The organism is Micromonospora sp. 15K316 (assembly GCF_004348525.1).
GTDB lineage: Bacteria > Actinomycetota > Actinomycetes > Mycobacteriales > Micromonosporaceae > Micromonospora.
In genome coordinates, this window is sequence record NZ_SMKG01000011.1 from 23,900 (window position 1) to 47,838 (window position 23,939).

The window sequence follows — 23,939 nt, forward strand, 5'->3', positions numbered from 1 at the left end:
TGTCCCGCCCGCGTTGATCCGCCGGCTCCGCGTAGCCGCCGATCGACTCGGCTTCCTTGAGAGTCGGGGTGTCCGGGGCGGGCGGACGCCCCGACGTCAAGGAACCCGAGTTGACCATCAGGTGCTCGCGAGAGGATGGAGCGAGCTAGAGGTTGAGACCGCCGGAGACCTCGATGTTCTGGGCCGTGACCCAGCGCCCCTCCTCGGCGACCAGCGTCGCGATCATCATGCCGATGTCGTCCGGCTCGCCGACGCGGCCCAGCGCGGTCTTCGCCGCGAGCTCGGGGATAACCTCGGGGTACTTCTCGAAGGCGTCGTCGGCGAACCGGGTCCGGGTGGCGCCGGGGGCGATCGAGTTGACCCGGATGCCGCGCGGACTGAGCTCCTTCGCCATGTACTGGGTCAACACCGTCAGGCCGCCCTTCATCGAGCCGTACGCCGAGTAGCCGGCCGTCATACCGGAGTGCAGCGCGGCGTTGCTCGTGACGTTGACGATGGCGCCGCCGTCGGCCAGCAGCGGCAGCAGGCTCTGGGTGAGGAAGTACGGCCCCTTGAGCAGGACGCGCATGAGCCGGTCGAAGAGCTCCTCGGTGGTGTCCTCGAACATGGCCATCTCGCCGATGCCGGCGTTGTTCACCAGGACGTCGAACGTGTCGCGCTGCCAGGTGTCGCGCAGCGCCGCGCCGACCGCCTCCCGGAAGGCCGGAAAGGTCTCGCTCCGGCCGACGTCCAGTGGCAGCGCGACCGCGCTGCCGCCCTCCTTCTCGATGTGCGCGACCGTGTCCAGCGCCCCGGCCTGATTTCTGCCGTAGGTCAGGATCACCCCCACGCCGCGCTTGGCGATCTGGATGGCTGCGCTCTGTCCGATGCCGGAGCTGGCGCCGGTGACGATTGCGACCCGCATGGTCCGCCCTACCTGTCCGTTCGTGGAGCGCGGTAACGCTCCGGGAAATTGGGGTTGACCCAATAGCACCACTTGAACAGCTGGGGCAGTAGAACGATGCTCTCCGGGACTTGCACGATCCTCCAAGGTTGAAGAATCCCGGCTGTGCTTCAATCAGGCCGTGCACCTTGACGAGCTGCGGGCGCTCCTCGCCCGCCATGCCCGCCCCGACGGGACCACCGCCATCGAGGGCGTCCTGATCTCCAAGGTCGAACGGGCGGATCCGCCGTCGGCGTCGATGACCGGCACGGTGTTCGCACTCATCGCGCAGGGCGCGAAACGTCTCGCGCTGGGCGACCGGGTGTACGACTACCGCGCCGGCCAGTTCCTCGTCGCGTCTGTCGACCTGCCGGTGACCGGCCACTTCACCGAGGCCAGTCCGCAGCTGCCGGCACTGGGGTTCGGCCTGACGCTGCAACCGGCCGCCGTCGCCGAGCTGCTGTTGCGGGCCGCCTCCGGTGACCTCCCGCCGGTGGCCGGCGCTCCGCCGCTGGGCATCGCGGTCAGCGACGCGCCCGACGACCTGCTCGACGCGGTGGTCCGGCTCCTGCGCCTGCTCGAGCGTCCTCGCGATGTCACGGTGCTCGCTCCACTGATCAAGCGGGAGATCCTTTGGCGGCTCGTCAGCGGTGAGCAGGGCGCCGCGGTCCGGCAGCTCGGCCTCGCCGACAGCAGCCTGGCGCACATCTCCCGGGCGGTCCGGTGGATCCGCGACCATCACACCCGGTCGTTCCGGGTGGAGGACGTGGCCCGCATGTCCGGCATGAGCGTCTCCGCCTTCTACCGCAACTTCCAGGCGGTCACCGCGATGAGTCCGATCCAGTTCCAGAAGCAGATCCGACTCCAGGAGGCTCGCCTGCTCCTCACCATGCACCCCAACGACGTCACAGGCGTCGGTCGTCGGGTCGGCTATGACAGCCCGTCGCAGTTCAGCCGGGAGTACCGCCGTCAGTTCGGCACCTCACCGAGCCAGGACGCGGCCCGCCTGCGCGGCGCGACAGGTGACCCCGCGCCGGCCCTGCCCTGACGACGGTCCATCCCGATCTCTCTCGTCGGCCGCACCCCGGCGACCTGCCGGGGGCGGCCGGTCATTGTGCCGGGCCGCGACGAGCATGCCGGCGAGCCGCGCCGAGTGCGGGTTTCCGGGTGTGGCGACGGCTGTTGACATCCCAACGACGTCCGTTCATATTTTACGAAAACATCGGAGCGCTGAGGCTGCGAGGCGCCTGCCGGGCCGGGACTGGCAGGATTTCATTCGGCAGAGGTCCGATGTATACGTCGGAAGGAAAACACCGTGCTCGAGTCGTCACGTCGTAACTTCCTCCGCCTCACCGGTGCGGCCGGTGCCGGTCTGGCGCTCGCCGGCGCCCGGCCGTTCGCCGCGCACGCCGCACCGGCCCGCCCCGCCGAGGCCGCGCTGGTCCCGGACGACGAAGCCACCACACTCTGGTACCGCACCCCGGCGCGGGAGGACCAGATCATCCGGGAGGGGCTGCCGATCGGAAACGGGCGTCTCGGTGCGCTGACCGGTGGCAGGCCCGACGACGACGTCGTGTACCTCACCGACGGCTCGTTCTGGACGGGTGGGCGCAACGACACGCTGCAGAGCGACGGACAGCTCCCGTACGACCGGGACGGCTTCGGCAGCTTCGGTCTGCTCGCTCAGGTGCGCGTGGCGCTCATCGGGCACACGCCGGAGGCGTACACGGACTATCGCCGGACGCTCGATCTCAGCAACGGAATCGTGTCGGTGCGGTACCGGATCGGGAAGACGACCTACCGGCGCGAGGTGTACGCCAGCCACCCGGACGACGTGATCGTGCTGCGACTCACCCGCTCCGGCGGCGGCCGCCACACCGGCACCGTGACCCTGGCCGGCACGCACGGCGAGGCCACCACAGCGTCCGGAGCCCAGGCGAGCTTCGCCGGCACGCTGGACAACGGTCTGCGGTACGCGGCGGCGGTCACCGCGATCGGCGCCGGCGGCCGGATCGGCACCGAGGGCGCGAAGGTCACCTTCGAGGACTGCACGGAGGTCCTGGTGGTTATCTGCGGTGGTACCGACTACTCGCCGGACGCGGCGCGGAACTTCCGCGATCCGGCGGTCGACCCGCTCGCGCTCGCCCGGTCGAAGGTCGCGGAGGCCGCCCGTGTCGGCGGAACCAGACTGCTCGCCACCCACGTGACCGACTACCGGCGGCTCTACGACCGGATGCGACTGCGGCTGGGGGAGTCGACGCCGGTGCAGCGGGCGCTCGACACCTGGTCGCGGATCGCGGTGCGCTACACCGATCCGACCACCCCCGACCCGGAGCTGGAGGCCCTGTACGTCCAGTTCGGCCGGTACCTCACCATCACCGGATCGCGTGACCGGCTGCCGATGAACCTGCAGGGCATCTGGGTGCACAACAACAACCCGGACTGGTACGGGGACTACCACACCGACATCAACATCCAGATGAACTACTGGCTGGCCGACCCGGCCGGGCTCGGCGAGTGCGCGGACGCCCTGGCCGACTACTGCGTGTCCCAGTTGCCGGTCTGGACCGACGTGACGCGACGGCTCTTCAACGACCCGCGCAACCGCTTCCGCAACAGCAGCGGGACGGTGGCCGGGTGGGCGGTCGCCTTCTCCACGAACATCCACGGCGGCAGCGGCTGGGCCTGGCACCCCTCCGGCAACGCCTGGCTGTGCAACTCGCTCTGGCGGCACTACGAGTACAGCCTGGACCGCGGGTACCTGGCGAAGATCTATCCGGTGCTCAGGGGAGCCGCCGAGTTCTGGCAGTCCCGGCTCGTCCCGACCACTGTCACCGAGCCCGACGGCACGACCCGCGAGGTGCTCATCGACGACACCGCCTGGTCGCCGGAGCACGGGCCGGACGCGAAGGGCATCACCTACGCCCAGGAGCTGGCCTGGGACCTGTTCCAGCAGATCCGGGTCGCGGCCGAGGTGCTCGGTCGGGACGAGGACTTCGCCACGGCGGTCACCGATCTCCAGGCCCGGCTCTACCTGCCCCGAGTCAGCCCGAAGACCGGCTGGCTGGAGGAGTGGATGTCCCCGGAGAACCTCGGTGAGACCACGCACCGCCACCTCTCCCCGCTGATCGGCTTCTACCCGGGCGACCGGATCAACACCGACACGAGCCCGAAGCCCCTGATCGACGGCGTACGGGCGCTGCTCACCGCACGCGGCATGGACAGTTACGGCTGGGCCTGCGCGTGGCGGTCGCTCTGTTGGTCCCGGCTCAAGCACGCGGAGAACGCCTACCAGCTCTATCTGACCGTGCTGCGGCCGTCGATGAACAACGGCAACGGCACCTCGGCCAACCTGTTCGACATGTACAGCCAGGGCAGCTACACGATCTTCCAGATCGACGCCAACCTGGGCGGCGCCACCGCCGCGCTGGAGATGCTGCTCTACTCCCGGCCCGGCGTCATCGAACTGCTGCCCGCTCTCCCCGAGGCCTGGGCGCGAAGCGGCGAGGTGACCGGGGTCGGCGCCCGCGGCGGGTTCGAGGTGGATCTCGCCTGGCGTGACGGCAAGGTGACCAGGGCGACCGTCCGCAGCGTGGGCGGCACCGAGACCGAGGTGCGGTCGGGCAGCTGGCGGCGCCGGGTCACCCTCCAGCCGGGCAGGTCCGTCACGCTGACCCCCGGCCGCTGACCGGCGCGGAGCACCTGACCTCGCCGCCGGTCGATCGGGACGCGCCGATCGGGAGCCCTCCCGATCGGCGCGTCCGTCGAACGTGGTCATCGGCGGGACGGGAGCTAGAGGGTCGTCTCGCCGTTGAGGCCGAAGAAGTCGTGCCACTTGACACCGGGACCGAAGCTCGTGCCGGTGGAGAGGCCGACGTAGACGTCGTTGAGGTTGCCCTTGGTGAAGACGACGATGTCGTCGCGGCCGTCGCCGTCGACGTCGGCAAGGTAGGGGAACTCGCCGGTGAGGCAGAAGAAGTCGTTCCACTTGACGGTGGTGCCGGTGAAGGCGGTGCCGGTGGAGATCGCCGCGTAGACGTCGGCGTCGGCGTTGCAGGTGAAGGTCACGATGTCGTCTTTGCCGTCGCCGTTGACGTCACCCACCCTCGGTTGTTCCGCGCCGACGGCGAAGAGGTCGTGCCACTTCTGCGATGCGCCGAACGACGATCCGGTGGAGAGCGCCACGATCACGTCGGAGGCGGTGGCCGGTCCCTGGGTGAAGGTGATGAGGTCGGCCTTGCCGTCGCCGTCGACGTCACCGAGCGCCGGGTACTCGCCGGCGATCGAGAAGTACTCGTGCCACTTCACCGCCGTGCCGGCGAACGACGAGCCGGTGGACAACGCGACGTAGACGTCGCCCGCGGCGTCGTGGGTGAAGGCGACGATGTCGTCCTTGCCGTCGCCGTTGACGTCACCCACCGCCGCCACCTCGGCGTTCGGCGCGAACCAGTCGTGCCATCTGGTGGCTCCGGCGAACGCGGTACCGGTGGAGAGGGCGACGTACACGTCGGCGAGCGACCCGTGCGTGAAGGTGACGATGTCGTCCCTCCCGTCGCCGTCGAAGTCGCCGGAGAGCAGCGTCTCGCCGTTGAGCCCGAAGAAGTCGTGCCATTTCACCGACGTGCCGGCGAAGGCGGAGCCGGTCGAGCTTGACACGTACACGTCGTTCGTCGCTCCCTGGGTGAAGGCCACCACGTCGTCGCGGCCGTCGCCGGTGAAGTCTGTGGGGGAGCCCGCCAGGTAGCGGCCGCCGGTGGTCGACCCGCCGCAGTTGTCGCTGACCAGGAACCGCTGCTGGTACTGGCCGGGATAGGGGGCCAGCGACACTCCGTTGATCACGATCGGTTGCCCGACCCCGTTGAGGAGCTGCTCGTAGTGCACGTGCGGGCCGGAGGAGTTGCCGGTGCTGCCCGTCACGCCGATCTGCTGGCCCTGCTGCACGTACGCCCCGTCCGGCACCGAGTAGGAGCTGAGGTGGAAGTAGTAGGTGGTCCAGCCACCGCCGTGGTCGATGACGACGTAGTTGCCGGCGCCGCTGGGCTGGGAGTACCGGCGGGCCACCCCGGCGGCCGAGGCGACCTGGGGGGTGCCTCCGGTGGTCCCGCCGTCCGCGCGGACGAAGTCCAGCGCCTGGCGCACCTCGGCGCTGTGGTGGCTGTAGGTCCATCGCTGCCCGCACGGGAAGGGGGCCTTGAACACCGGCGCGGCGAGCGCGGGCACGGGTCTTGCCAGCGCGCCGGTCAGCACGGCCGTGGCCAGCAGGAGCAGTGCGACCAGGCTGCGACGCAGGCGATCGCCGTAACGGCGGGACATGTCGTGACTCCTGTCGGGAGATGGTCGAGGGTCGGCGCGCCGGCGGCCTCGCCAGGCGTTCGGCCACGTCGGACGGCGATCCGCCGGGTCGGGGCGCGCGCCGTGTACCGGCGCCGCCTGGCCGGGGGCGCGCCGATCGCGGCGACCGCGCCGGCCGACTCGGGCGCGGTGCCCGGCTCCCGGGCCGCTGGCAGAAGTGAAGCCGGACATGTCGATGCCTGTCAATCCCGTACGGCCAGGATTGAAAATTTCATTCCTCACCGCAAAGCAAGTCGGCAACTATTGACAATCGTCGCCGGCCGCAGTTAACTCCCGAGAAATCGATTGCCGGCTATCCCGACGGCTGCTGCGAAGGGACACCGATGAGGCCACGAACCCCCCGGTTGGCTCGCCGCCACCGTCGCGGCGGCGCTGGTCATGACCGTGCCCACGACAGCGGACGCCACCGGGCCGAGCACGCCCGACGCCGGTGCGAGCGGCGCCGGCAGAGCCGTCGCGGCGACCCCCGACACGCCGTCGGCGACGAGACGCCCGGAGTGGGTGATTTCAACGGGGACGGTCGGACGGACGTCGTGACGTTCACCGGGGGTACGGCGGCCGACGTCTACGTCGCCCTCTCCGACGGCGGACGGTTCGGGCCGACGGCCGACCGGTGGCACGACCAGTTCGCCCCGGGCGACGACCTGCCCCGACCGAGCGTGCCGTGAGGCGAGCACCCCAGCGAGCCGTCAAACGCAAACCCGACCCCCACGCACCACTCACCCGTGAGGAGCCATCGTGAGACGCAAGCTCTCGGCCATCCCGCTGGCGCTCTGCACTGCCCTGGCGGCCGTCGCCGTCGGCGTGCCGGCACAGGCGGACCCGGTCGGTACGCTGGCCTGCCCGTCGATCCCCGCCACCCATGACCCCGCCATCACCCTGACCGTCTACCGGGTGGCCCGCGCCCACGACGTCAACGACAAGGTGCTGCTCTCCGCCTTCGAGGCCGGCTGGGTCGAGTCCCACATGAACAACCTGCCCTGCGGCGACAAGACCTCGCTCGGGGTCTTCCAGCAGCGCTGGGACTACGGCTGGGGCACCCCCGAGCAGATCATGGACCCGGTCTACGCCACCACCCAGTACGTCACCCGGGCCATCGTCTGCGACAACGACAACCCGGGCTACACCGCCGGTCAGGTCGCCCAGTGCGTGCAGCGCTCCGGCTTCCCGGACCGCTACGACCAGGTCGCGGCGAAGGCGCGGACCCTGCTCGCCGAGGCGGCCCGCACGCACGCCATCGCCGGCGGATCGTCGACCGACGTCACCGGCGACGGCCGCGACGACGTGCTCACCTTCACCCAGAACGCCCTGGCCGACGTCTACGTCGCCACCTCCACCGGCTCCGCCTTCGCCGGCACCTCGACGAAGTGGAACGACTTCTTCTCCATCGGCGGCGAGACCGCCTCCACCGGTGACGTGAACGGTGACGGCAGGGACGACATCGTGACCTTCGCGCACAGCAACACCGGCGACGTCTACGTGGCCTTGTCGAACGGCTCCTCCTTCGGCGGCGGCCAGAAGTGGCACGACTGGTTCGCCCCGGGCGCGGAGATCGGCGCGGTCGGCGACGTGGACGGCGACGGCCGCGACGACCTCGTCGCCTTCACCCACAACCCGGCCGGCGACGTGTACGTGGCGCTCTCCACGGGCACGTCCTTCGGCCCCGGGCAGAAGTGGCACGAGTTCTTCAGCCCGTTCGGCGAGTACCCGGCGGTGGGCGACGTCGACGGCGACGGCAAGGCCGACCTCATCACCTTCACCCAGGGCTTTGCCGCCGACGTCATCGTGGCCCGCTCGACCGGCACCTCCTTCGGCGGCGCGCAGAAGTGGCACGACCTCTTCGCCGTCGGCGCGGAACAACCGAGGGTGGGTGACATCGACGGCGACGGCAAAGACGACATCGTGACCTTCACCTGCAACGCCGACGCCGACGTCTACGCGGCGATCTCCACCGGCACCGCCTTCACCGGCACCACCGTCAAGTGGAACGACTTCTTCTGCCTCACCGGCGAGTTCCCCTACCTCGCCGACGTCGACGGCGACGGCCGCGACGACATCGTCGTCTTCACCAAGGGCAACCTCAACGACGTCTACGTCGGCCTCTCCACCGGCACGAGCTTCGGTCCCGGTGTCAAGTGGCACGACTTCTTCGGCCTCAACGGCGAGGTGACGCTGTGACATCCGAACGGGAGACCCCCATGGCAGGAACACGTCCCCGCCGGCGCCGTGGCGCCGCCACCCTCCTCGCGGCGGCGCTCGCCGCCACCATCGCCCCGGCCGTGCCCGCGGCGGCGGACACCCCGACCCGTACCGCGATCGACTCCGCCTTCGAGCGCGCGGCCGACGAGTTCGACGTGCCTCGGGACCTGCTGGTCGCCGTCGGGTACGGCGAGACCCGGCTCGACGGGCACGACGGCGAACCCAGCCAGGCCAACGGATACGGCGTCATGCATCTGGTGAGCAACCCGAGCCGGCACAGCCTGGAACGGGCGGCCACGTTGACCGGTGAGCCGGTCGCCAGGTTGAAGGCGACCACCTCGGCGAACATCCGGGGCGGTGCGGCCGTCCTGCGGGACCTGGCCGACGCGCAGGGCCTCACCGCGGCCGACCGGGACCGGATCACCGCCTGGTACCCGGTCGTGGCGAGCTACGGCGGAGCGGTCGACGACCCGACCGCCCGGCTCTACGCCGACCACGTCTACGACCTGATGCAGCAGGGCATCCCCGGCGCCGCGCCGGTCCGCCCGCAGCGGGCCGAGCCCGAGCGGGGCCGCTACGCGCAGGTGCCGCCGGCCGGCACTCCCGCGAAGCTCGCGGCCGCCGCCGTGCCGGAGTACGGTCCAGCTCGCTGGATCGCGGCCAACGGCGCCAACTACGGGGCCGGCCGATCCAGCGCGATCACCACCGTGATCATCCACGTCACCCAGGGCTCGTACGCGGGCACCATCAGCTGGTTCCAGAACCCCGCCGCCGGGGTGAGCGCCCACTACGTCGTCAAGTCGAGCAACGGTGAGATCACCCAGATGGTGCGCGAGGGCGACACGGCCTACCACGCCCGCTCGGGCAACGCGTACGGGGTGGGTATCGAACACGAGGGGTACGTGGACAACCCGGCCTGGTTCACCGACGCGATGTACCGGTCGTCGGCGGCGCTGACCCGCTACCTCTGCGACAAGTACGGCATCCCGAAGAGCCGTACCGGTATCAAGGGCCACAACGAGATCCCCGGCAACACGCACACCGACCCCGGGCCGAACTGGAACTGGAACTACTACATCTCGCTGGTCAACCAGGGCGGTACGGGCACCGGATCGGCGTACCTCGCCGGCTCGCCCACCGACTTCTCCGGCGACGGCAAGGACGACGTCGTGGCGTTCACCCACGGCGCGCTCGCCGACGTCTACGTCTCGACCTCGACGGGCACCGGCTTCTCGGGGACGTCGGTGAAGTGGAACGACTTCTTCGGCCTCACCGGCGAGACCCCGCTGACCGGCGACTTCAACGGCGACGGCCGGGACGACGTCGTGGCGTTCACGCACGGCTCGCTCGGCGACGTGTACGTCGGGCTCTCCACCGGCACCGGATTCGCCGGCGGGGCGAAGTGGCACGACTGGTTCGCGCCCGGCGCCGAGGTGCCGGCCGTCGGGGACGTCAACGGCGACGGCCGGGACGACATCGTCACCTTCACCCACGACGCCGCGGGCGACGTCTACGTGGCGCTCTCCACCGGCACCTCCTTCGGGCCGGGGCAGAAGTGGCACGAGTTCTTCTCGGTCGCCGGCGAGTACCCGGCGGTGGGGGACGTCGACGGCGACGGCCGCGACGACCTCATCACCTTCACCCAGGGACCAGCCACCGCCTCCGACGTGATCGTGGCGCTCTCCACCGGATCGTCGTTCGGCGCATCGCAGAAGTGGCACGACCTCTTCGCCGTCGGCGCGGAACAACCGAGGGTGGGTGACGTCAACGGCGACGGCAAAGACGACATCGTGACCTTCACCTGCAACGCCGACGCCGACGTCTACGCGGCGATCTCCACCGGCACCGCCTTCACCGGCACCACCGTCAAGTGGAACGACTTCTTCTGCCTCACCGGCGAGTTCCCCTACCTCGCCGACGTCGACGGCGACGGCCGCGACGACATCGTCGTCTTCACCAAGGGCAACCTCAACGACGTCTACGTCGGCCTCTCCACCGGCACGAGCTTCGGTCCCGGTGTCAAGTGGCACGACTACTTCGGCCTGACCGGCGAGACCACGCTCTGACCGGCATGTCGAAGGGGGAGCGCCGGCCCGGTCAGGGCCGGCGCTCCGTCGCGCCCAGACCGTCCGGCTGCTCGGGAGCGCGCTCAGGGCCGCTGCGGCCAGCCGGCGGGGATGCGTTCCAGCACCCCGCCGGCGAAGACGTCCCGCAGGCCGAGGTGCTTGAGGTGGACGTATCCGATGTGGCAGTCGCAGATGGCGTTGCCGCACGGCCGAGGCTTCAGGGCGTCCCGCCACGAGCCGTCGTAGAGGTTGCCGATCGGGGTCTGGATGAAGTGGCAGCGGCGGACCGTGCCGTCGCCCAGCACGGACACCGCCGTCTCCCCGGCGTGGCAGGGTCGGCCGAGGGAGAGGTGCGGTCGGACGCTGTAACCGAAGTGCGGGTCCAGCTCTGTCCAGGTCGCCTCCGCGGTGGCGTCGTAGCGGTGGCCCTCGGCGGCGTTCACCCAGAGGTAGACCTGCTCGGGCAGCGCGGCGCGCAGCGCCCGTGCCTCGTCCAGGTGTTCCGGCAGGCCGACCACCCCGACGGAGTACCGGATGCCGAGCTCGGAGAGTCGGGCACAGCGCCCCAGGAACCGCGCCCGCTCGACCTGCCCAGGATGGTAGGTGGCCCAGAGGGCGGCGGAGCGGGGATCCGCGTCGGCCAGCCAGTCGACGCGGGCGGCCAGGTTGGTCTGGATGGCGACCCGCTCCACGTGCCGCAGGTGGGACAGGGACACCATCGCCTTCCGGTACCAGCTCCGGGTCAGACCCTCGCCCCAGGGGGTGAAGAGCACGGAGAGCGAGACGTCGGTGGTCGCGGCCACCCAGTCGGTGAACCGGGTCAGCGCGGCCCGGTCCGCGCGCAGCAGCTCGGGCGGGTCACGCCGCTTGGCGAACGGGCAGTACGGGCAGTCGTAGTTGCAGCTCGCCAGCGGCCCGCGGTACAGGATCGCCAGGTTCATCGCGGCACGTACCCGGTCATCGCCTGGCGGACCTCGGCGGAGGTGAGCCACGGGCCGACGGCGTCGGAGTGGGCCAGCCCCATGGGCGTCAGTCGAAGCCCGCCGTCGGTGGCCCAGCCCCGCTCGACGAGCCGGCCGAGCTGGGGGAAGTCGTCGGCCGGCGGGCGCCCGAAGCGGGCCCGGTAGGCGTCGGCGTCGACGCCCTCGGCGCGCAGCAGCGACTTGAGCAGCCACCGCCGGCGCTGCTCGGCGCCGTCGAGGTGGAACCCGAACTCGGCATACCGGAAGTCGTCGGCGGGGCGGGCGAGGTAGTCGTCGAGTACCGCCCGCACCTCGGAGACGCTCACCGCGTAGTCGAAGGAGTAGTGCAACGTCGTGGTGTACGAGCGCGCGCCGCACCCCAGGCCGACCATGCCGTCGTCCTGGCAGCAGTAGTCCGGACCGTCCGGGGCCGGCACGTCCGTCCGGCGGAACTGCCGCATGGACTCCTGCCGGTAGCCGGCCGCGCCCAGCGTCTCCACGGCCTGCCGGTAGAGGGCGAGCCGCTGAGCGTCCCAGTCGGCGCGGGCGTGGGCGCGCCGGCCGAGCCCGGTGAGCGGCCGGACGTAGAGCGGGTACAGGTAGAGCTCCTCGGGCCGCCAGGCCAGCGCCGCGGCCAGGCTCTCCTGCCAGGTCTCGGCGGTCTGCCCGTCGATGCCGTAGATCAGGTCGATGTTGAGCACCGGGATCCGGGCGTCGCGGATCGCGCCGAGCGCGGCTTCCACCTCGGTGCGGCGCTGCGGACGGCCCGCGGCGCGGGCCTCGACGTCGAGGAAGCTCTGCACGCCGATGCTCACCCGGGTCGTGCCGTGCGCGGCGAGCACCGCGAGCCGGTCCGGGGTCGCGGTGGCCGGCGAGGTCTCCACCGAGAGGGGTACGCCCGGCAGGTGGGCGCCGACCGTGCCGGTGGCGATGTCGAACAGCTCGGTCAACTCGTCGGCGGTGAGGTGGGTCGGGGTGCCGCCCCCGAACGCCGCCCGGGCGTACCCGGCGTCGTCGCCGAGCGCGTCGGCGACCCGTTCGGCCTGCCGGCGCAGCTGCCGAAGGTACGCGGTGACCTGCTCCTGCGGGGCGTTGGCGCGGGTGAAGAGGTTGCAGAAGCCGCAGCGCATCTCGCAGAACGGCACGTGCACGTAGAGGAAGAGGGCTTCCCGCGCCTCGGCCCGCCACACGTCCGCCAACCGGGGGCGGGGCCGCAGTGGCCGGTACGAGGTCTTGTGCGGGTACGCGTACAGGTACTGCTGGTACGGCGAGCCGTCGAGGCTCGCGTCGGTGCTGGTCACCATTCTCCCGGGTGCAGGGTGAAGTGAGCGTACGGAACGGTCCACACCACGTCGTGGCCGATCCGGTGGCCGGTGTGCCCGTCCTCTCCGTAGGCGGTGCCGTGGTCGGAGCAGATGATCGTGAACACCGGCCGGCCCCGGCCGGTGACCAGGTTGAAGAGCCGATCGACCCGCCCGTCCACGTACCGCAGCGCGGCGCTGTGGCTGGCCAGGCTGTCGACCTCCGCGCCGGGCAGGTGGTGCCGGTTGGGCTGGTGCATCGCGGCGACGTTGAGGAAGGTGAACAGCGGCTGCGTGGCCGGCACGCGGGGCAGCACCTCGGCCAGCCGGCCCAGCTGCGCGTCCAGGCAGGTCGGCGAGGTGACCCCGAACTCCGGCTCCCAGTGCGCCTCGGCGAAGAGGCCGGGAAGCACCGCCCCGAGCGGGCTGTGCCGGTTGAAGAAGCCGACCCCGCCCAGGCAGAGCGTGTGGTAACCGACCTCGGTGAGGGCGCTCGGCAGGTCCGGCGCGTCGAAGACCCAGGTCTCCGGTCCGGAGGTCTCGCTGCCCGGGAAGGCCGCCGCGTAGAGCCGCTCGTGCCGGCCGGGACCCACCGGTGTGGGCAGGAAGCCGGCGAAGAAGGCGTGGTGCGCGGCGTAGGTGAAGCTGGCGGGGGAGTGGCGTCGCTCCCAACGCCCGCCCGGCAGGGCCCGCGCGAGGTTCGGGGTGCGCCCCGCCACCGCCTCCGCGACGGCCACGTCGTAGCGCAACGTGTCGAGGGTGACCAGGAGCAGGTCATGACCGCCGATCAGGCTCCGCACGTGACCACCTCCCGCGCCGGCTCCGCCCCGAGGGCCGCCCGCCAACGCCGCCACCGGCCGCTGGTGAGCGCGTGCACCTGCTCGGCGTAGCTGTCCCGCCCGTCGGCCAGCACCCCGGGCAGCAGGTCGCCGAACGCGTTGACCTCGGCCACGGCGTGCCGGCGCCAGCCGGCCAGGAACATCAGATCGATCCCGACGTGCAGCGAGCCCGGGAAGCACGCGGCGACCCGTTCGCACGTCTCCATCGCCGCCGACCAGCCCTCCGTCCCGGCCGCGGCCCGCAGTTCGGCGAGGTCACCGCGGGCGTTGCCGAGGTGCAGGTTGGTCAACGGTCCGTCGGCGGCGCGGACCACCGCGTGCGTCGGCCGGCCCGCCACCACCAGCACCCGCACGTCGACCACCCGGTCACCGAGGCCGGCCTTCGGCAGCCATCGCTCGACGTGCAGGCCGTCCGGGGCGAGCCGGTCGACGATCGCGGCGATCTCCGGCTCGTCGGTGTAGCGGCGCACCCGCAGCGAGTTGAACAACGCCTCCGGGGTATGCTCGACGGTGGTGACGGCCTGCACCCGTCGGGGGCCGACCGCCAGCGCCATCACCCCGGCGGCGGACGAGCCGTGCGCGGGCTTGACGAAGACCCGGGCCCAGCCGGCTGCCGCCATCGCCGTCCGCAGCTGCGCGTACCCGCCCACGGGCGGCAGCGCGGCCGGCACCGGCACCCCGGCCGCCGACAGCACCGCGTGGCAGCGCCGCTTGTCGCAGAGCACCGCGATGTCCTCCGGCCGGTTGAGCAGGTCGGCGCCGCCGGCGCCGACCCGTGCCAGGCCGTCGACCAGGCCGGCGTACGCGGCGGCGAGGCCGACCAGCTCGCCGTGCCGGGCGGTGGTGGCCGCCCGGCGCAGCATCCGATCGACCTGCGGGTCCTCGCCGGGCGAATCCACCCGCACCAGCGCCCCGGCGGGCGGCGGCGCGGCCCCGGCCAGCACGTCGGCCCAGGGCAGCACCTCGGGCCGGGGCAGCCCCGCGGCCAGCACCGCACGGGTGAACATCCCCACCCGGCGATTGCCGGGGTTACCGACGACGGTCAGTCGCATGTCACTCCGACACCGCCGTGTAGCGGTAGGTCTCACCGCCGTACTCGTCGGGCTCCTGCCGGTCGGAGACGTCCACCTGGACGCCCGGCAGCGCGGCGACCACCGACGCCGCCACCTCGTCGGACATGAAGTGGTGGTGCAGGTCGAGCCCGGCCAGGTGAGTCAGCGGCTGACCGGCCAGCAGCGCGGCAGCACCCTCGTCGCCGAGGGTGCCCAGCGACAGGTCCAGCCGCTCGATCCGGCGCACCACCGGTGCGGACGTCAACGCCTGCGCGACCTCGTCGGCGATCTCCGCGTTGCGCAGCCCCAACCGTCGCAGCTGCGGGAACCGCTCCCCGGCCAGCAGCGGCGCCAGGTCGGCGGGCGTCGTGTCGCCGCCGTAGTTCGAGGTGCCGAGCCACAGCTCCAGGTCGCTCAGCGCGGGCAGCTCGGAATCGAGCACCGCGCCGACGAACTCCCGCGACAGGCCGCCGCTCTCCACCGCCAGCTCCCGCAGCCGCGGATGCCGGACGGGGGAGAAGCGGAAATCCTCGCCGCCGCGTACCCGCAGCACCTCCAGGGACGGGAACGCCGCCAGCAACTGGCTGACGTCACCAACCTTCATCCAGGAGACCTCACACTCCTCGCTGGTCATGTCGCCGAGGAAGAGGGCACGCAGCGCCGGCAGGCGGGGCGCCGCGGCGCAGAGCTGCGCGATCGGGGCGGGGTTGAACGCGGCGTAGCCCCAGGCCCCCACGACCAGCGACTCCACCCGCGGGCCGGCCTGCGCCACGAACTCCTCGAACGCCACCTGGAACTCCTCGGAGAGGACGTCCTCGGCGTCGTCGTCGAAGTCCCAGCGGGAGAAGTGCCACGAGACCGGACCGTCCATTTCCGGCAGCGGACCGTCCTCGGGAACCGCGACGACCGGTCGGCCGGCGAACGAACGTGCGTGGGATCCGAAAGCCATCGCCGATCACACCCCGGCCACGAGGTCGCCGTGCTGCCGGCTGTCGTTCCTCGCGGGCTCCGCGTCGAAGCCCGTCGGCTCGACCCGGCGGGCCACCCCGTCGGGCAACGACCTCCCGGACCGGACGGGCGGCACCGGCAGCCCGGCGAGCGACGGAACAACTGAATGGATCACGGCAACCTCCGGTCCGACAGCGGCAAGGGCGGCGGAACCGTAACAGGCCACCCCGACAGGTCGGCCGGCGGTGGCGGCACGAAGATCGTCCATTGCGGACGGAAGTGCGGCCGGTGCGGTGCGTCCACCGCCGGCTGGGGGGGGGCGCGAGGGTGCCGGACCGCCCCGGTCAACCCCGCAACGGGGCCGGAGGAGGGTGCGAGCACCTCACGCCGGAGCCCCGTACTCGCGGATGGCCCGGTCGATTCGGCGGTCGGGGACGATCCACATGATCGCAACGACGACGAAGCACGTCAGGGCGAGCCAGACTCCGACCCGCCCGTCCCGGTCGAGGGTGAGCGCGCTGAGGATCCCGGCGACGAGCAGTGCCGGGGAGAGCTTGCCCTTGAGGTCGAGGCCGAGGGCATGGCGCAGCGGCGAGTCCGCTCCCTGCTGCCGGATGATCACACGCTGGAGCACGAAGTAGGCGACGGCCGCGGCGAGCAGGTTCAGACCGTAGATGACGACAGGGGTCTGCTCGAACCTCGACTCGTCCACCCAGGCGGTCGTGAACGGGAACAACGACAGGCAGAACAGCAGCACCAGGTTCGCCCAGAGCACGATGCCGCTGACCTTCTGCACCAGGTGGAACATGTGGTGGTGGTTGTTCCAGTAGATGCCCACGTAGACGAAGCTGAGCAGGTAGGTGAGCAGGCCGACGCCGCTGGTGCGCACGAGGTCGGAGAAATGGTCGCCCTCGGGCACCCGCAGCTCCAGCACCATGATCGTGATGATGATGGCGAGCACGCCGTCACTGAACGCCTCGAGTCGGCTGGTCCTCACCGCGCACCCTTCTCTCGCTGCGGCCGGTCCGCCCCAAGCGTTCCGTGGACGCGGGCGGCACGAACCTTCCCGGCGCACGATACGGGCCGTGAGCCGGGACGAGCCGCCGACCGCGATCGTGTCGGGCACCCGGGATCGACCTACTCACGGTGTCGGGTTGGGAGACGATGAGTGCGGGTGCGGGGGCGTCGGACGCCGACGACGGACCGGGGCGGCGGCTCGATCATGTTCTTCGGTTCCCGTGGGTTTCGTCGTCAACGTCACCTCTGCGCCCCGCGCCTTGGCATTTGCGGCAACTCCGGCACACGATGGGCTCGGGGAAGCCGACGGCATGATCGGACGGGGGCGAGCAATGGCGGAATCCGCTGTGGGTCACGAGCCGGTCGGCTCGGACGATCTCGAGGAGGCCGCAAAAGTCTTCACCAGCGTCCGGCCCCGGCTGTTCGGGATCGCGTACCGGATGCTCAGCAGCGCCAGCGAGGCCGAGGACCTGGTCCAGGAGGTGTGGCTGCGGTGGCAGACGACCGACCGCAGCGCCGTGGTCAACCCGTCGGCGTTCCTGGCGACGACCACGACCCGCCTCGCCATCAACGCGCTGCATTCGGCGCGGACGCGGCGTGAGACGTACATCGGGCCGTGGCTGCCGGAGCCGGTGGACACCAGCGCGGATCCGTATCTGGGGGCGGAGCGTGGCGCCGCCCTGGAGTTCGCGGCGCTCCTGCTGATGGAGAAGCTCACGCCGAACGAGCGTGCGGCTTATGTCCTGCGCGAGGCATTCGACTACCCGTACGCCCAGATCGCCGACATCCTGCGGTCGACCGAGCCGGCGGTGCGCCAGCTGGTCAGCCGGGCGCGCAAGCACATGGCCGAGGAGCGCCGTACGCCGGTGAGCGCGGCCGCGCAGAAAGAGTTGCTGAACACCTTCATCGCGGCGGCCCGTTCCGGCGACATGGCCGAGTTGGAGCGGCTTCTCGCCGCGGACGCGACGAACATCGCCGACGGCAACGGCAGGGTTCGCGTCTCCCGCCGTCCGGTGGTGGGGGCGCAGCGGGTGGCGAAGTTCCTCGCCGCGCTGAACTGGTTCTGGTCGAAGGTCGAGGTGGAGTGGACGACGACGAACGGCCAGACGTCCGCCGTGCTGCGGCAGGACGGAAGTGTCTACGGGCTGATCACGGTCACCGCCTCGGCCGACGGCATCGACCAGGTTCTGTGGATGGTCAACCCGGAGAAGAACGCGGCGGCCGCGGTGGCCTGACCCTGTCACAGAGCAGCGGGCTGTCCGGTCCTGGCTGGTGACCGCGCGAGACCGGAGGGCCGCATGCGTGCGACGGATCAACCGTTTCTTCCGGAGGTGGGGGTCGCGTCGGTGGGGCTGCCCGCGCGGTGGTCGTTCGGGTTCGCTCCGCCGTCACCGGCATGACCGGGCGGTGCGCCGGCTTGCTGAGGCCTGCCGGCTCGGCGACGTCGCCGCGCTCCGGGCCGCCCTGGCCGCCGACGCCCTCGTGGTCTGCGACGGCGGCGGCGTGGTGCCCGCCGCCCTCGGCTCCGTCCGCGGCGGGGAGGAGGCCGCTCGGCTGGTCGCGCTCCTGCTGTCCGCGCCACCGGGCACGGAGCTGACCGTCGAGGCAGTCAACGGCCGCGCGGGGCTGGTGCTACGCCGTGGCGAGCGGTCCGTGGCGGTGGCCGCCGTGAAGCTGGACGGTGCGAGGGTCAGCACGCTCTGGATCGTGCTGAACCCGGCCAAGCTGGCCGGCTGGCACCGTCGCCGGCCGAGCTGAGGGGCCCGCACGACGCTGTCGTGCGGGCCCCGCCGGTCAGCGCGCGAGGAACTCCCGATAGGTGGTCTTGAAGATCACCGCGTCGCTCCCGGCGATGAGGGCGTTGCCGGAGGCGGCGGCGAAGAGGCCGGCGCTGTCGTCGGTGACGACGGTGCGCTGGTCACCACGGGCGGCGAGGGTGATCCGGCCCAGCTCGTCGAGGGGGAAGACCTCGGGGCCGGCGACGTTGCGGGTGCCCCCGAGCGGGGCCCCGGCGGCGACGTCGGCCACGGCCTGGGCGACGTCGGCCGAGGCCATCGGCTGCACGAGCGTGGCGGGCAGGCGCACGGTCGTCTCGTCCGAGGTCCAGGACATGGCCGCGTCCACGAACTCGAAGAACTGGGTGGCGCGGACGATCGAGTAGGGCACGGGGCCGGCCTTGAGGAGATCCTCCTGGAGCACCTTGGCCCGGTAGTAGACCAGGTCCGGCACCTGGTCCGCGCCGACGATCGAGAGGATGACGGCGTGACCGACGTCGGCGGCCTTGGCCGCCGCGAGCATGTTCTCCATCGTCGTCTGGAAGAACGCCGGCGACGCCTCGTCGAAGGTCGGCGAGTTCGTCAGGTTGACGACGACGTCGGCTCCCGCCATCGCCTCGGTCAGGCCCTTCCCGCTGATCAGGTCCAGTCCGGTGCTCGGGGAGTGCGGCACCGCCTCGTGCCCGCCCGCGTTCAGGATCTTCACCACCTGGGACCCGATGAGCCCGGTGCCTCCGATGACAGCGATCTTCATGTTCGTTGACCCTCCTGGTTTCGGATGGGAGTTGCCCCACCTCGTATGACCGGACAGCCGCGCGGATTGTGACGGCCTGCGGCGCGATTCGGCGGCCGGGCGGGCGCCCCGGCGGAACCGGCCCGGGCTCGGCCGGTACGGGCCGAGGAGCGCGGAACGCCGGCTGTCACAGCGCGGGGGACCGTCCGGTCTTAGTGGCAGCGGGGCTGCGACGGGCGCTCCGGCGACCAGGAGACTCGTCAGAAGATCGTGGTGCGCTCGGGGTGCTCCGTCTCGACCGGGAGGGCGTCGGCCCGTCCCATCCGCACCAGAGCTCACCCAGGCCACGGAGGAAAGATGAGCACCCCACTCGGCGCCGGCGCCTGCCCGCACGAGCGCGACGTCAACAGGCTGCTCGGCGCGGAGCGGGCCCTCGACGGCGACGCCGGACCGGGCGAGCACCCGCCGTCGACCGAGGTGCCCGGTGACGGCGAGGTACCCGGTGACGGCACACCGACGGGGCGGACGCCGAATGGGCCCCCGACGGGCGTCGGCCGGGGGGACAATCAGCAGGTGGGCAGCGCCACGTCACATCCGCACGGCAGCCGGGTGGCCGCCCGCGACCACTGCCTCAGCCCGGTCCGCGCCGTCGACCGGCCCACCGGCGCGGCCCGCTACGGGCGGATGTTCCGCGACCTGGCCCCGCTGGGCACCGACCCCCAACTCCTGATCCGCGCGGGCGGCGACGGCGGGATCTGTGCCGCCGCGGCGGCCCTGGACCAGTTGAACACCGGCGGTGACGACGCCACCGAGGCCGCCGGATGGCCCTTCTTCGGGCAGTTGATCGCCCACGACATCACCGCCGATCGCTCGCCCGTCACCGGCGGCGTGGCCGTCGAGTCGCTGCGCAACGCCCGCGCCCCGATGCTCAACCTGGAGATGATCTATTCGGACGGCCCGGTCGGCTCGCCCTACCTGTTCGACCTCGGCGACCCGGCGAAGTTCCTGCTCGGCCCCGACGGCGGCGACGTGCCGCGCAACCAGCAGGGAGTGGCCCTGATCGGCGACCCCCGCAACGACTCACACATCTTCGTGCTGAGCCTGCACGTTGCCCTGCTGCACGCGCACAACCGCCTCGTCGACCTGCTGCGCGCCGACGGGTTGCCCGAGGCCGACGTCTTCGACGCGGCACGGACCGCCCTCACCTGGCACTACCAGTGGACAGTGGTCCACGACTACCTGCCCCGGCTGGTCGGTGCGCCCCTGGTCCGGCAGGTGCTCGCCGAGGGCGGCCGGTGGTTCGCGCCGGAGCCGGGCCAGGCGTACATCCCGCTGGAGTTCGCCGACGCCGCCTTCCGGTACGGCCACGGGCAGATCCGGCACACCTACCGGCTCGTCGAGGGCGGTCCCGCGGTGCCGGTCTTCCCCGATCTGGTCGGTTTCGGCCCGCTGCCGGCCGACCGGCGGGTGGACCTCGCACAGCTCTTCGACGTGCCCGGCCGCCCGCCCGCGCAGCGGGCCAAACGCCTCGACGGCCGGCTTCCCGCCAGCCTCATCGGGCTGCCCGAGCAGGTGACCGGCGCGGTCGACGCCGCCGCCTACCGCTCGCTGGCGGTACGCGACCTGCTGCGGGGCGAGACCACCGGCCTGCCCAGCGGCGAGGCGGTCGCCCGGCTCATGGACGTGCCGCCGCTGACCGCCGACGAGCTGGAGCAGACCTGGCCGCAGGGCACTCCACTGTGGTTCTACATCCTCAAGGAGGCGGAACACCGCGGTGCGGGCGACCGGCTCGGCCCGGTCGGCGGCCGGATCGTGGCGGAGGTCCTGATCGGGCTGCTCCGCGCCGACCCGGCGAGCTACCTCCACCGGGAGCCGGACTGGGCGCCGCGGCTGCCCGCCGCGGGAGCCCTCTTCGGCCTGGCGGACCTGCTCACTCCCGCCGTCTCCCGCGACCGGCCGGCCGGCACGGCCTGACGCGGCGAGCGTCGCCTCGTCGGTGTGGGACCGACCCGCACCGACGAGGCGACCTGACTGGCTACCTCTTGTCGATCCTGATGGTCGCCGTGCGGTAGCTGTCGCGCTTGCCCTTCTTCGTCGGGTCGTAGTTGTTCTCGACGTTGCCGGCCGCGTCGACCGAGAACCACTTGAACGTGGTCGTCTCGGTCACGTGGAACACCTGCCCCGGCTCACGGAACTCGGTCGCCTCGTAGCGCTGCGACTGGAGCGTGGGCCGGCTGCCGTCGGTCGTGTAGTAGACGGTGGCCGGCTCGTTCGTCTCGAAGCGCACGTCGACCGGCGCGCGGTACCTCCCACCGCCGGGGACGAGCGTGGACCTCGGGTCCTTCTTGTCCTTGCCCCAGTCCGCCGCGACCCGGAACATCTCCATGATCCCGTTGGCGTACTCCATCGTCTCGGAGTGGCCGCTGACCAGGTTCGGGTCGCCCTCCCACGGTGGCTGGAACGAGCCGCCCTGCCAGTTGCCGGTGGCCGGGTTGTAGACCGAACCGCCGACCTCCCAACCGAAGGCGTAGATGCCGTAGGTGTGGTACAGGTCCTCGCGGACGTTGCCGGCCGAGGAGTAGAGGACGTCCGACGAGCCGCCGACGTTCTCCGGCGTCACGACGGTCTCCCGGTACGCCTTGACCTGCGAGAGGATCCGGCCGGCCGACTGCCAGTAGAACGCCTCGTCGCCCAGCGGCGGGCGCGGCGTGGTGATCCGGCCGTCGGCGATGTACGCGCCCGGCTGCCAGAAGAGCTGACCCCCGTTCGAATGCACCGACATCATGAACTTGATGTTCCGGTACTTCTCGACCAGCCAGATGATGTTCTGCGACTCGGGCTCGGAGAGCTTCTCCGGCCCCTGGTAGGTGCCGCTGGTGCACACCGTCGAGCCGCCGGCGTAGCCGTCGTGGCCCGAGCCGACCCGGTAGTTCCGGTTCAGGTCGACGCCCCAGGAGTCACGCCGCCCCGGATCGGCGTTCTCGTCCGGGCAGTGGTTCGTCAGGTTCTTACGCTGCGAGGCGAAGTTGTAGAAGCTGTAGTTCGCCCCGTCCGGGTTGTTGGAGAGGATGAAGAAGACATCCGTGCCCTCGACGATCTTCTTGGTCTCCCGGTCGGTCCGGTAGTTGTGCACCAGCCGCTCGGCCGACTCCAACGAGGTCGTGGCCGGCACCCACTCGCGGGCGTGGTCCTGCGCCTGGATCAGGACGCCGGGCTTCGTGCCGTCGCGGTGCTTGCCGATCCGCAGGACCGGGATCGTGGCCGGGCCGCGGGGCACCTCACCCTCCGGCGCGCCGACCCGCTTCTGGTCGAGGAAGTCGGTGAGCGCGACCGGGCCGCCGGTCGCCGCGACGATGCCGGTGCCGGTGTTGGTCCGGTACGGGTGCGCCCGGTCGACGAGGCCCGCGGACTGGGTCTCCAGCGCCGTCGCCACCTGGGCGGCCGTGCTCGCGAGCGCGCCGGCGGCATCCTTGGCGAGCAGTACCCGGATCGCCTTGCCGGTCACCTCGACGGCGAGCGGGAGGTCCGCCCCCGGGCGCTCGACGAAGTCGACGGTGATGTCGTTGCCGCCCTCGTGGCCCCACGCCGCCGAGCTGACGACGACCGCGGACTGCCCGGTGCCGCCGATCGTGGCCTGCGCCTTGCGCTGGTAGCCGTTGGTCTTGTTCGGCAGGTAGATGATCTGGGCGATGTCCGGGTACTGCCGGGCGATCTCCTCGGCGCGGTCGTAGAGCTGCTGCGGAGTCTTGTAGCCGTCGACGAAGTCCGACTTGTAGCCCCGGTTCTCGGTCAGCGGCGGCGGGGCGTTCTCCAGCCAGTCGGAGACCTTGCCGGTGGTGACGCCGCCGGTCGAGCTGGTGACCCGGATCTGGCTCGGGCGCTCGTCGAGCTTGAACAGGTTCCGGTGGAACATGTACTGCCCCGAGTCGACGAACCGGCTCATCGTCCGGGCGAAGCCGAACGACGTGCCCCGACCGGAGTCGTTCTCGAGCTGCATCCCGACGACCGGGTCCGCCTGCTGCCCCTCGGTGGTCCGCGCCTCGACGTAGAGGAAGCCCTGCCCCTTGGTGGTGAACCAGTCGGCGCGGACGACCCGGACGGTCTGCTCGTGGCTGAGCGGCGCGACGGCCTGCCGGCCGGCGGCCTGGAAGCCGCCGTCGGCCTGCTCGTTCCAGGCGAAGCCCTCGTTCGCGCCGAGGATGGCGGCGCCCATCGACTGGAGCTCGGCGACCTGCTCGGCGGTCACCACCGCCTCGGCCTCGATGCCGGTCGGCACGCGCTTGACGCCGTGCTCCAGGTCGAACCCGGCGGCGACCACCTTGTCCAGCATGTCGGCGCCGGTCAGCTGGATGCGTACCAGGCGTACCGATTCCTGAGCCTCGAGGTGCGATCGCTTCGCACCCGCGCCGGCTGTGGGGTGCGCGGGGTCCGCGCCCGCCGGCGCGGTCGCCATGAGGACGCTTCCCGTCATGGCGGTCAGCGCGAGAAGCGCGACGTTGAGATGCCTGCGTCGCATACTCCCCTCCTTCCGTGTGCGGCCAGTGGTTGATCCTGGCCCGCCCAGGTGCCGACCGCTCCGATCTGCTGGGGACTGACGCGTTGGACTCGCCCACGGTGGACCGTGGTGGCAGGACGGGGATCGCGGTCGTGAAACGGGTCGGGAAGGCTGTGGGCGAGCCGGGTGCGGTGATCGTATTCGCAATCCTCACATCGATGGCTGACGTGCTGGGGATTTGAGGATTACTTGAGGCAACACCCACCGGCGTGCGTCCG

The 23,939-nt window shown here is 71.4% G+C and carries 19 protein-coding genes; 8 read left to right on the forward strand and 11 right to left on the reverse strand.

Annotated elements, in window-relative coordinates; translation table 11 throughout:
- Positions 1-145: 145 nt before the first annotated feature.
- The gene (locus tag E1211_RS04860; protein WP_132345806.1) at positions 146-904 is read right to left on the reverse strand and encodes an SDR family NAD(P)-dependent oxidoreductase; all 759 of its coding nucleotides are present in this window, start codon (positions 902-904) and stop codon (positions 146-148) included.
- 160 nt (positions 905-1,064) lie between these two features.
- On the opposite strand from E1211_RS04860, the gene E1211_RS04865 reads away from it, so the two are divergent.
- Together E1211_RS04865 and E1211_RS04870 are read left to right on the forward strand one after the other, a co-directional pair.
- Positions 1,065-1,970, forward strand: coding sequence for an AraC family transcriptional regulator (locus E1211_RS04865; protein WP_132345809.1), 906 nt, complete (start codon positions 1,065-1,067; stop codon positions 1,968-1,970).
- A 267-nt stretch (positions 1,971-2,237) separates the two neighbouring features.
- On the forward strand, positions 2,238-4,610 hold the full coding sequence (locus E1211_RS04870) for a glycoside hydrolase N-terminal domain-containing protein (protein WP_132345811.1): 2,373 nt from the start codon (positions 2,238-2,240) through the stop codon (positions 4,608-4,610).
- Positions 4,611-4,714: 104 nt separating this feature from the next.
- Here E1211_RS04870 and E1211_RS04875 read toward each other — a convergent pair whose 3' ends face one another.
- Positions 4,715-6,235 (reverse strand): FG-GAP-like repeat-containing protein, encoded by a 1,521-nt coding sequence (locus E1211_RS04875; protein WP_371686124.1) that lies wholly within the window; start codon positions 6,233-6,235, stop codon positions 4,715-4,717.
- Positions 6,236-6,597: 362 nt separating this feature from the next.
- On the opposite strand from E1211_RS04875, the gene E1211_RS33850 reads away from it, so the two are divergent.
- The 3 genes from E1211_RS33850 to E1211_RS04890 all read left to right on the forward strand — a co-directional run bounded on the left by E1211_RS33850 (position 6,598) and on the right by E1211_RS04890 (position 10,539).
- On the forward strand, positions 6,598-6,942 hold the full coding sequence (locus E1211_RS33850; protein WP_371686125.1) for a hypothetical protein: 345 nt from the start codon (positions 6,598-6,600) through the stop codon (positions 6,940-6,942).
- Positions 6,943-7,012: 70 nt separating this feature from the next.
- A complete protein-coding gene (locus E1211_RS04885) occupies positions 7,013-8,452 on the forward strand; it encodes a VCBS repeat-containing protein (protein WP_132345815.1) in 1,440 nt (479 codons plus the stop codon).
- A 20-nt stretch (positions 8,453-8,472) separates the two neighbouring features.
- Positions 8,473-10,539: an N-acetylmuramoyl-L-alanine amidase gene (locus tag E1211_RS04890; protein WP_132345818.1), complete on the forward strand. Its 2,067-nt coding sequence runs from the start codon at positions 8,473-8,475 to the stop codon at positions 10,537-10,539.
- Positions 10,540-10,622: 83 nt separating this feature from the next.
- On the opposite strand, the gene E1211_RS04895 is transcribed toward E1211_RS04890, so the two are convergent.
- The 7 genes from E1211_RS04895 to E1211_RS04920 all read right to left on the reverse strand — a co-directional run bounded on the left by E1211_RS04895 (position 10,623) and on the right by E1211_RS04920 (position 16,638).
- Positions 10,623-11,480 (reverse strand): STM4011 family radical SAM protein, encoded by an 858-nt coding sequence (locus E1211_RS04895; RefSeq protein ID WP_132345820.1) that lies wholly within the window; start codon positions 11,478-11,480, stop codon positions 10,623-10,625.
- Positions 11,477-12,802 (reverse strand): STM4012 family radical SAM protein, encoded by a 1,326-nt coding sequence (locus tag E1211_RS04900; RefSeq protein ID WP_243709347.1) that lies wholly within the window; start codon positions 12,800-12,802, stop codon positions 11,477-11,479. The genes E1211_RS04895 and E1211_RS04900 overlap by 4 nt, the downstream gene beginning before the upstream one ends.
- Positions 12,799-13,602: an STM4013/SEN3800 family hydrolase gene (locus tag E1211_RS04905; RefSeq protein WP_132345824.1), complete on the reverse strand. Its 804-nt coding sequence runs from the start codon at positions 13,600-13,602 to the stop codon at positions 12,799-12,801. Before E1211_RS04905 ends, E1211_RS04900 begins: the two co-directional genes overlap by 4 nt.
- On the reverse strand, positions 13,590-14,693 hold the full coding sequence (locus E1211_RS04910; protein WP_132345826.1) for an STM4014 family protein: 1,104 nt from the start codon (positions 14,691-14,693) through the stop codon (positions 13,590-13,592). Before E1211_RS04910 ends, E1211_RS04905 begins: the two co-directional genes overlap by 13 nt.
- Position 14,694: 1 nt before the next feature.
- Positions 14,695-15,564 carry an STM4015 family protein gene (locus tag E1211_RS04915; RefSeq protein WP_243709348.1) on the reverse strand — a complete coding sequence of 290 codons (870 nt, stop codon included), beginning with the start codon at positions 15,562-15,564 and terminating at the stop codon, positions 14,695-14,697.
- Between the two features lie 84 nt (positions 15,565-15,648).
- Positions 15,649-15,816, reverse strand: a complete 168-nt coding sequence (locus E1211_RS32335) for a hypothetical protein (protein ID WP_165947172.1) — start codon at positions 15,814-15,816, stop codon at positions 15,649-15,651.
- Positions 15,817-16,023: 207 nt separating this feature from the next.
- Positions 16,024-16,638 (reverse strand): TMEM175 family protein, encoded by a 615-nt coding sequence (locus E1211_RS04920; RefSeq protein ID WP_132345830.1) that lies wholly within the window; start codon positions 16,636-16,638, stop codon positions 16,024-16,026.
- Positions 16,639-16,990: 352 nt separating this feature from the next.
- Here E1211_RS04920 and E1211_RS04925 point away from each other — a divergent pair, with 352 nt between their 5' ends.
- Positions 16,991-17,893, forward strand: a complete 903-nt coding sequence (locus E1211_RS04925; RefSeq protein WP_132345832.1) for an RNA polymerase sigma-70 factor — start codon at positions 16,991-16,993, stop codon at positions 17,891-17,893.
- Between the two features lie 172 nt (positions 17,894-18,065).
- Positions 18,066-18,416 (forward strand): siderophore-interacting protein, encoded by a 351-nt coding sequence (locus tag E1211_RS04930; RefSeq protein ID WP_132345834.1) that lies wholly within the window; start codon positions 18,066-18,068, stop codon positions 18,414-18,416.
- 36 nt (positions 18,417-18,452) lie between these two features.
- On the opposite strand, the gene E1211_RS04935 is transcribed toward E1211_RS04930, so the two are convergent.
- Entirely contained in the window at positions 18,453-19,187 is a 735-nt protein-coding gene (locus E1211_RS04935; protein ID WP_132345836.1) for an SDR family oxidoreductase, read from the reverse strand.
- A 336-nt stretch (positions 19,188-19,523) separates the two neighbouring features.
- Between E1211_RS04935 and E1211_RS04940 the strand changes: the two genes are divergently transcribed.
- Positions 19,524-21,140, forward strand: a complete 1,617-nt coding sequence (locus E1211_RS04940) for a peroxidase family protein (RefSeq protein ID WP_243709349.1) — start codon at positions 19,524-19,526, stop codon at positions 21,138-21,140.
- 61 nt (positions 21,141-21,201) lie between these two features.
- On the opposite strand, the gene E1211_RS04945 is transcribed toward E1211_RS04940, so the two are convergent.
- The gene (locus E1211_RS04945) at positions 21,202-23,682 is read right to left on the reverse strand and encodes a M14 family metallopeptidase (protein ID WP_132345838.1); all 2,481 of its coding nucleotides are present in this window, start codon (positions 23,680-23,682) and stop codon (positions 21,202-21,204) included.
- Positions 23,683-23,939 lie beyond the last annotated feature (257 nt).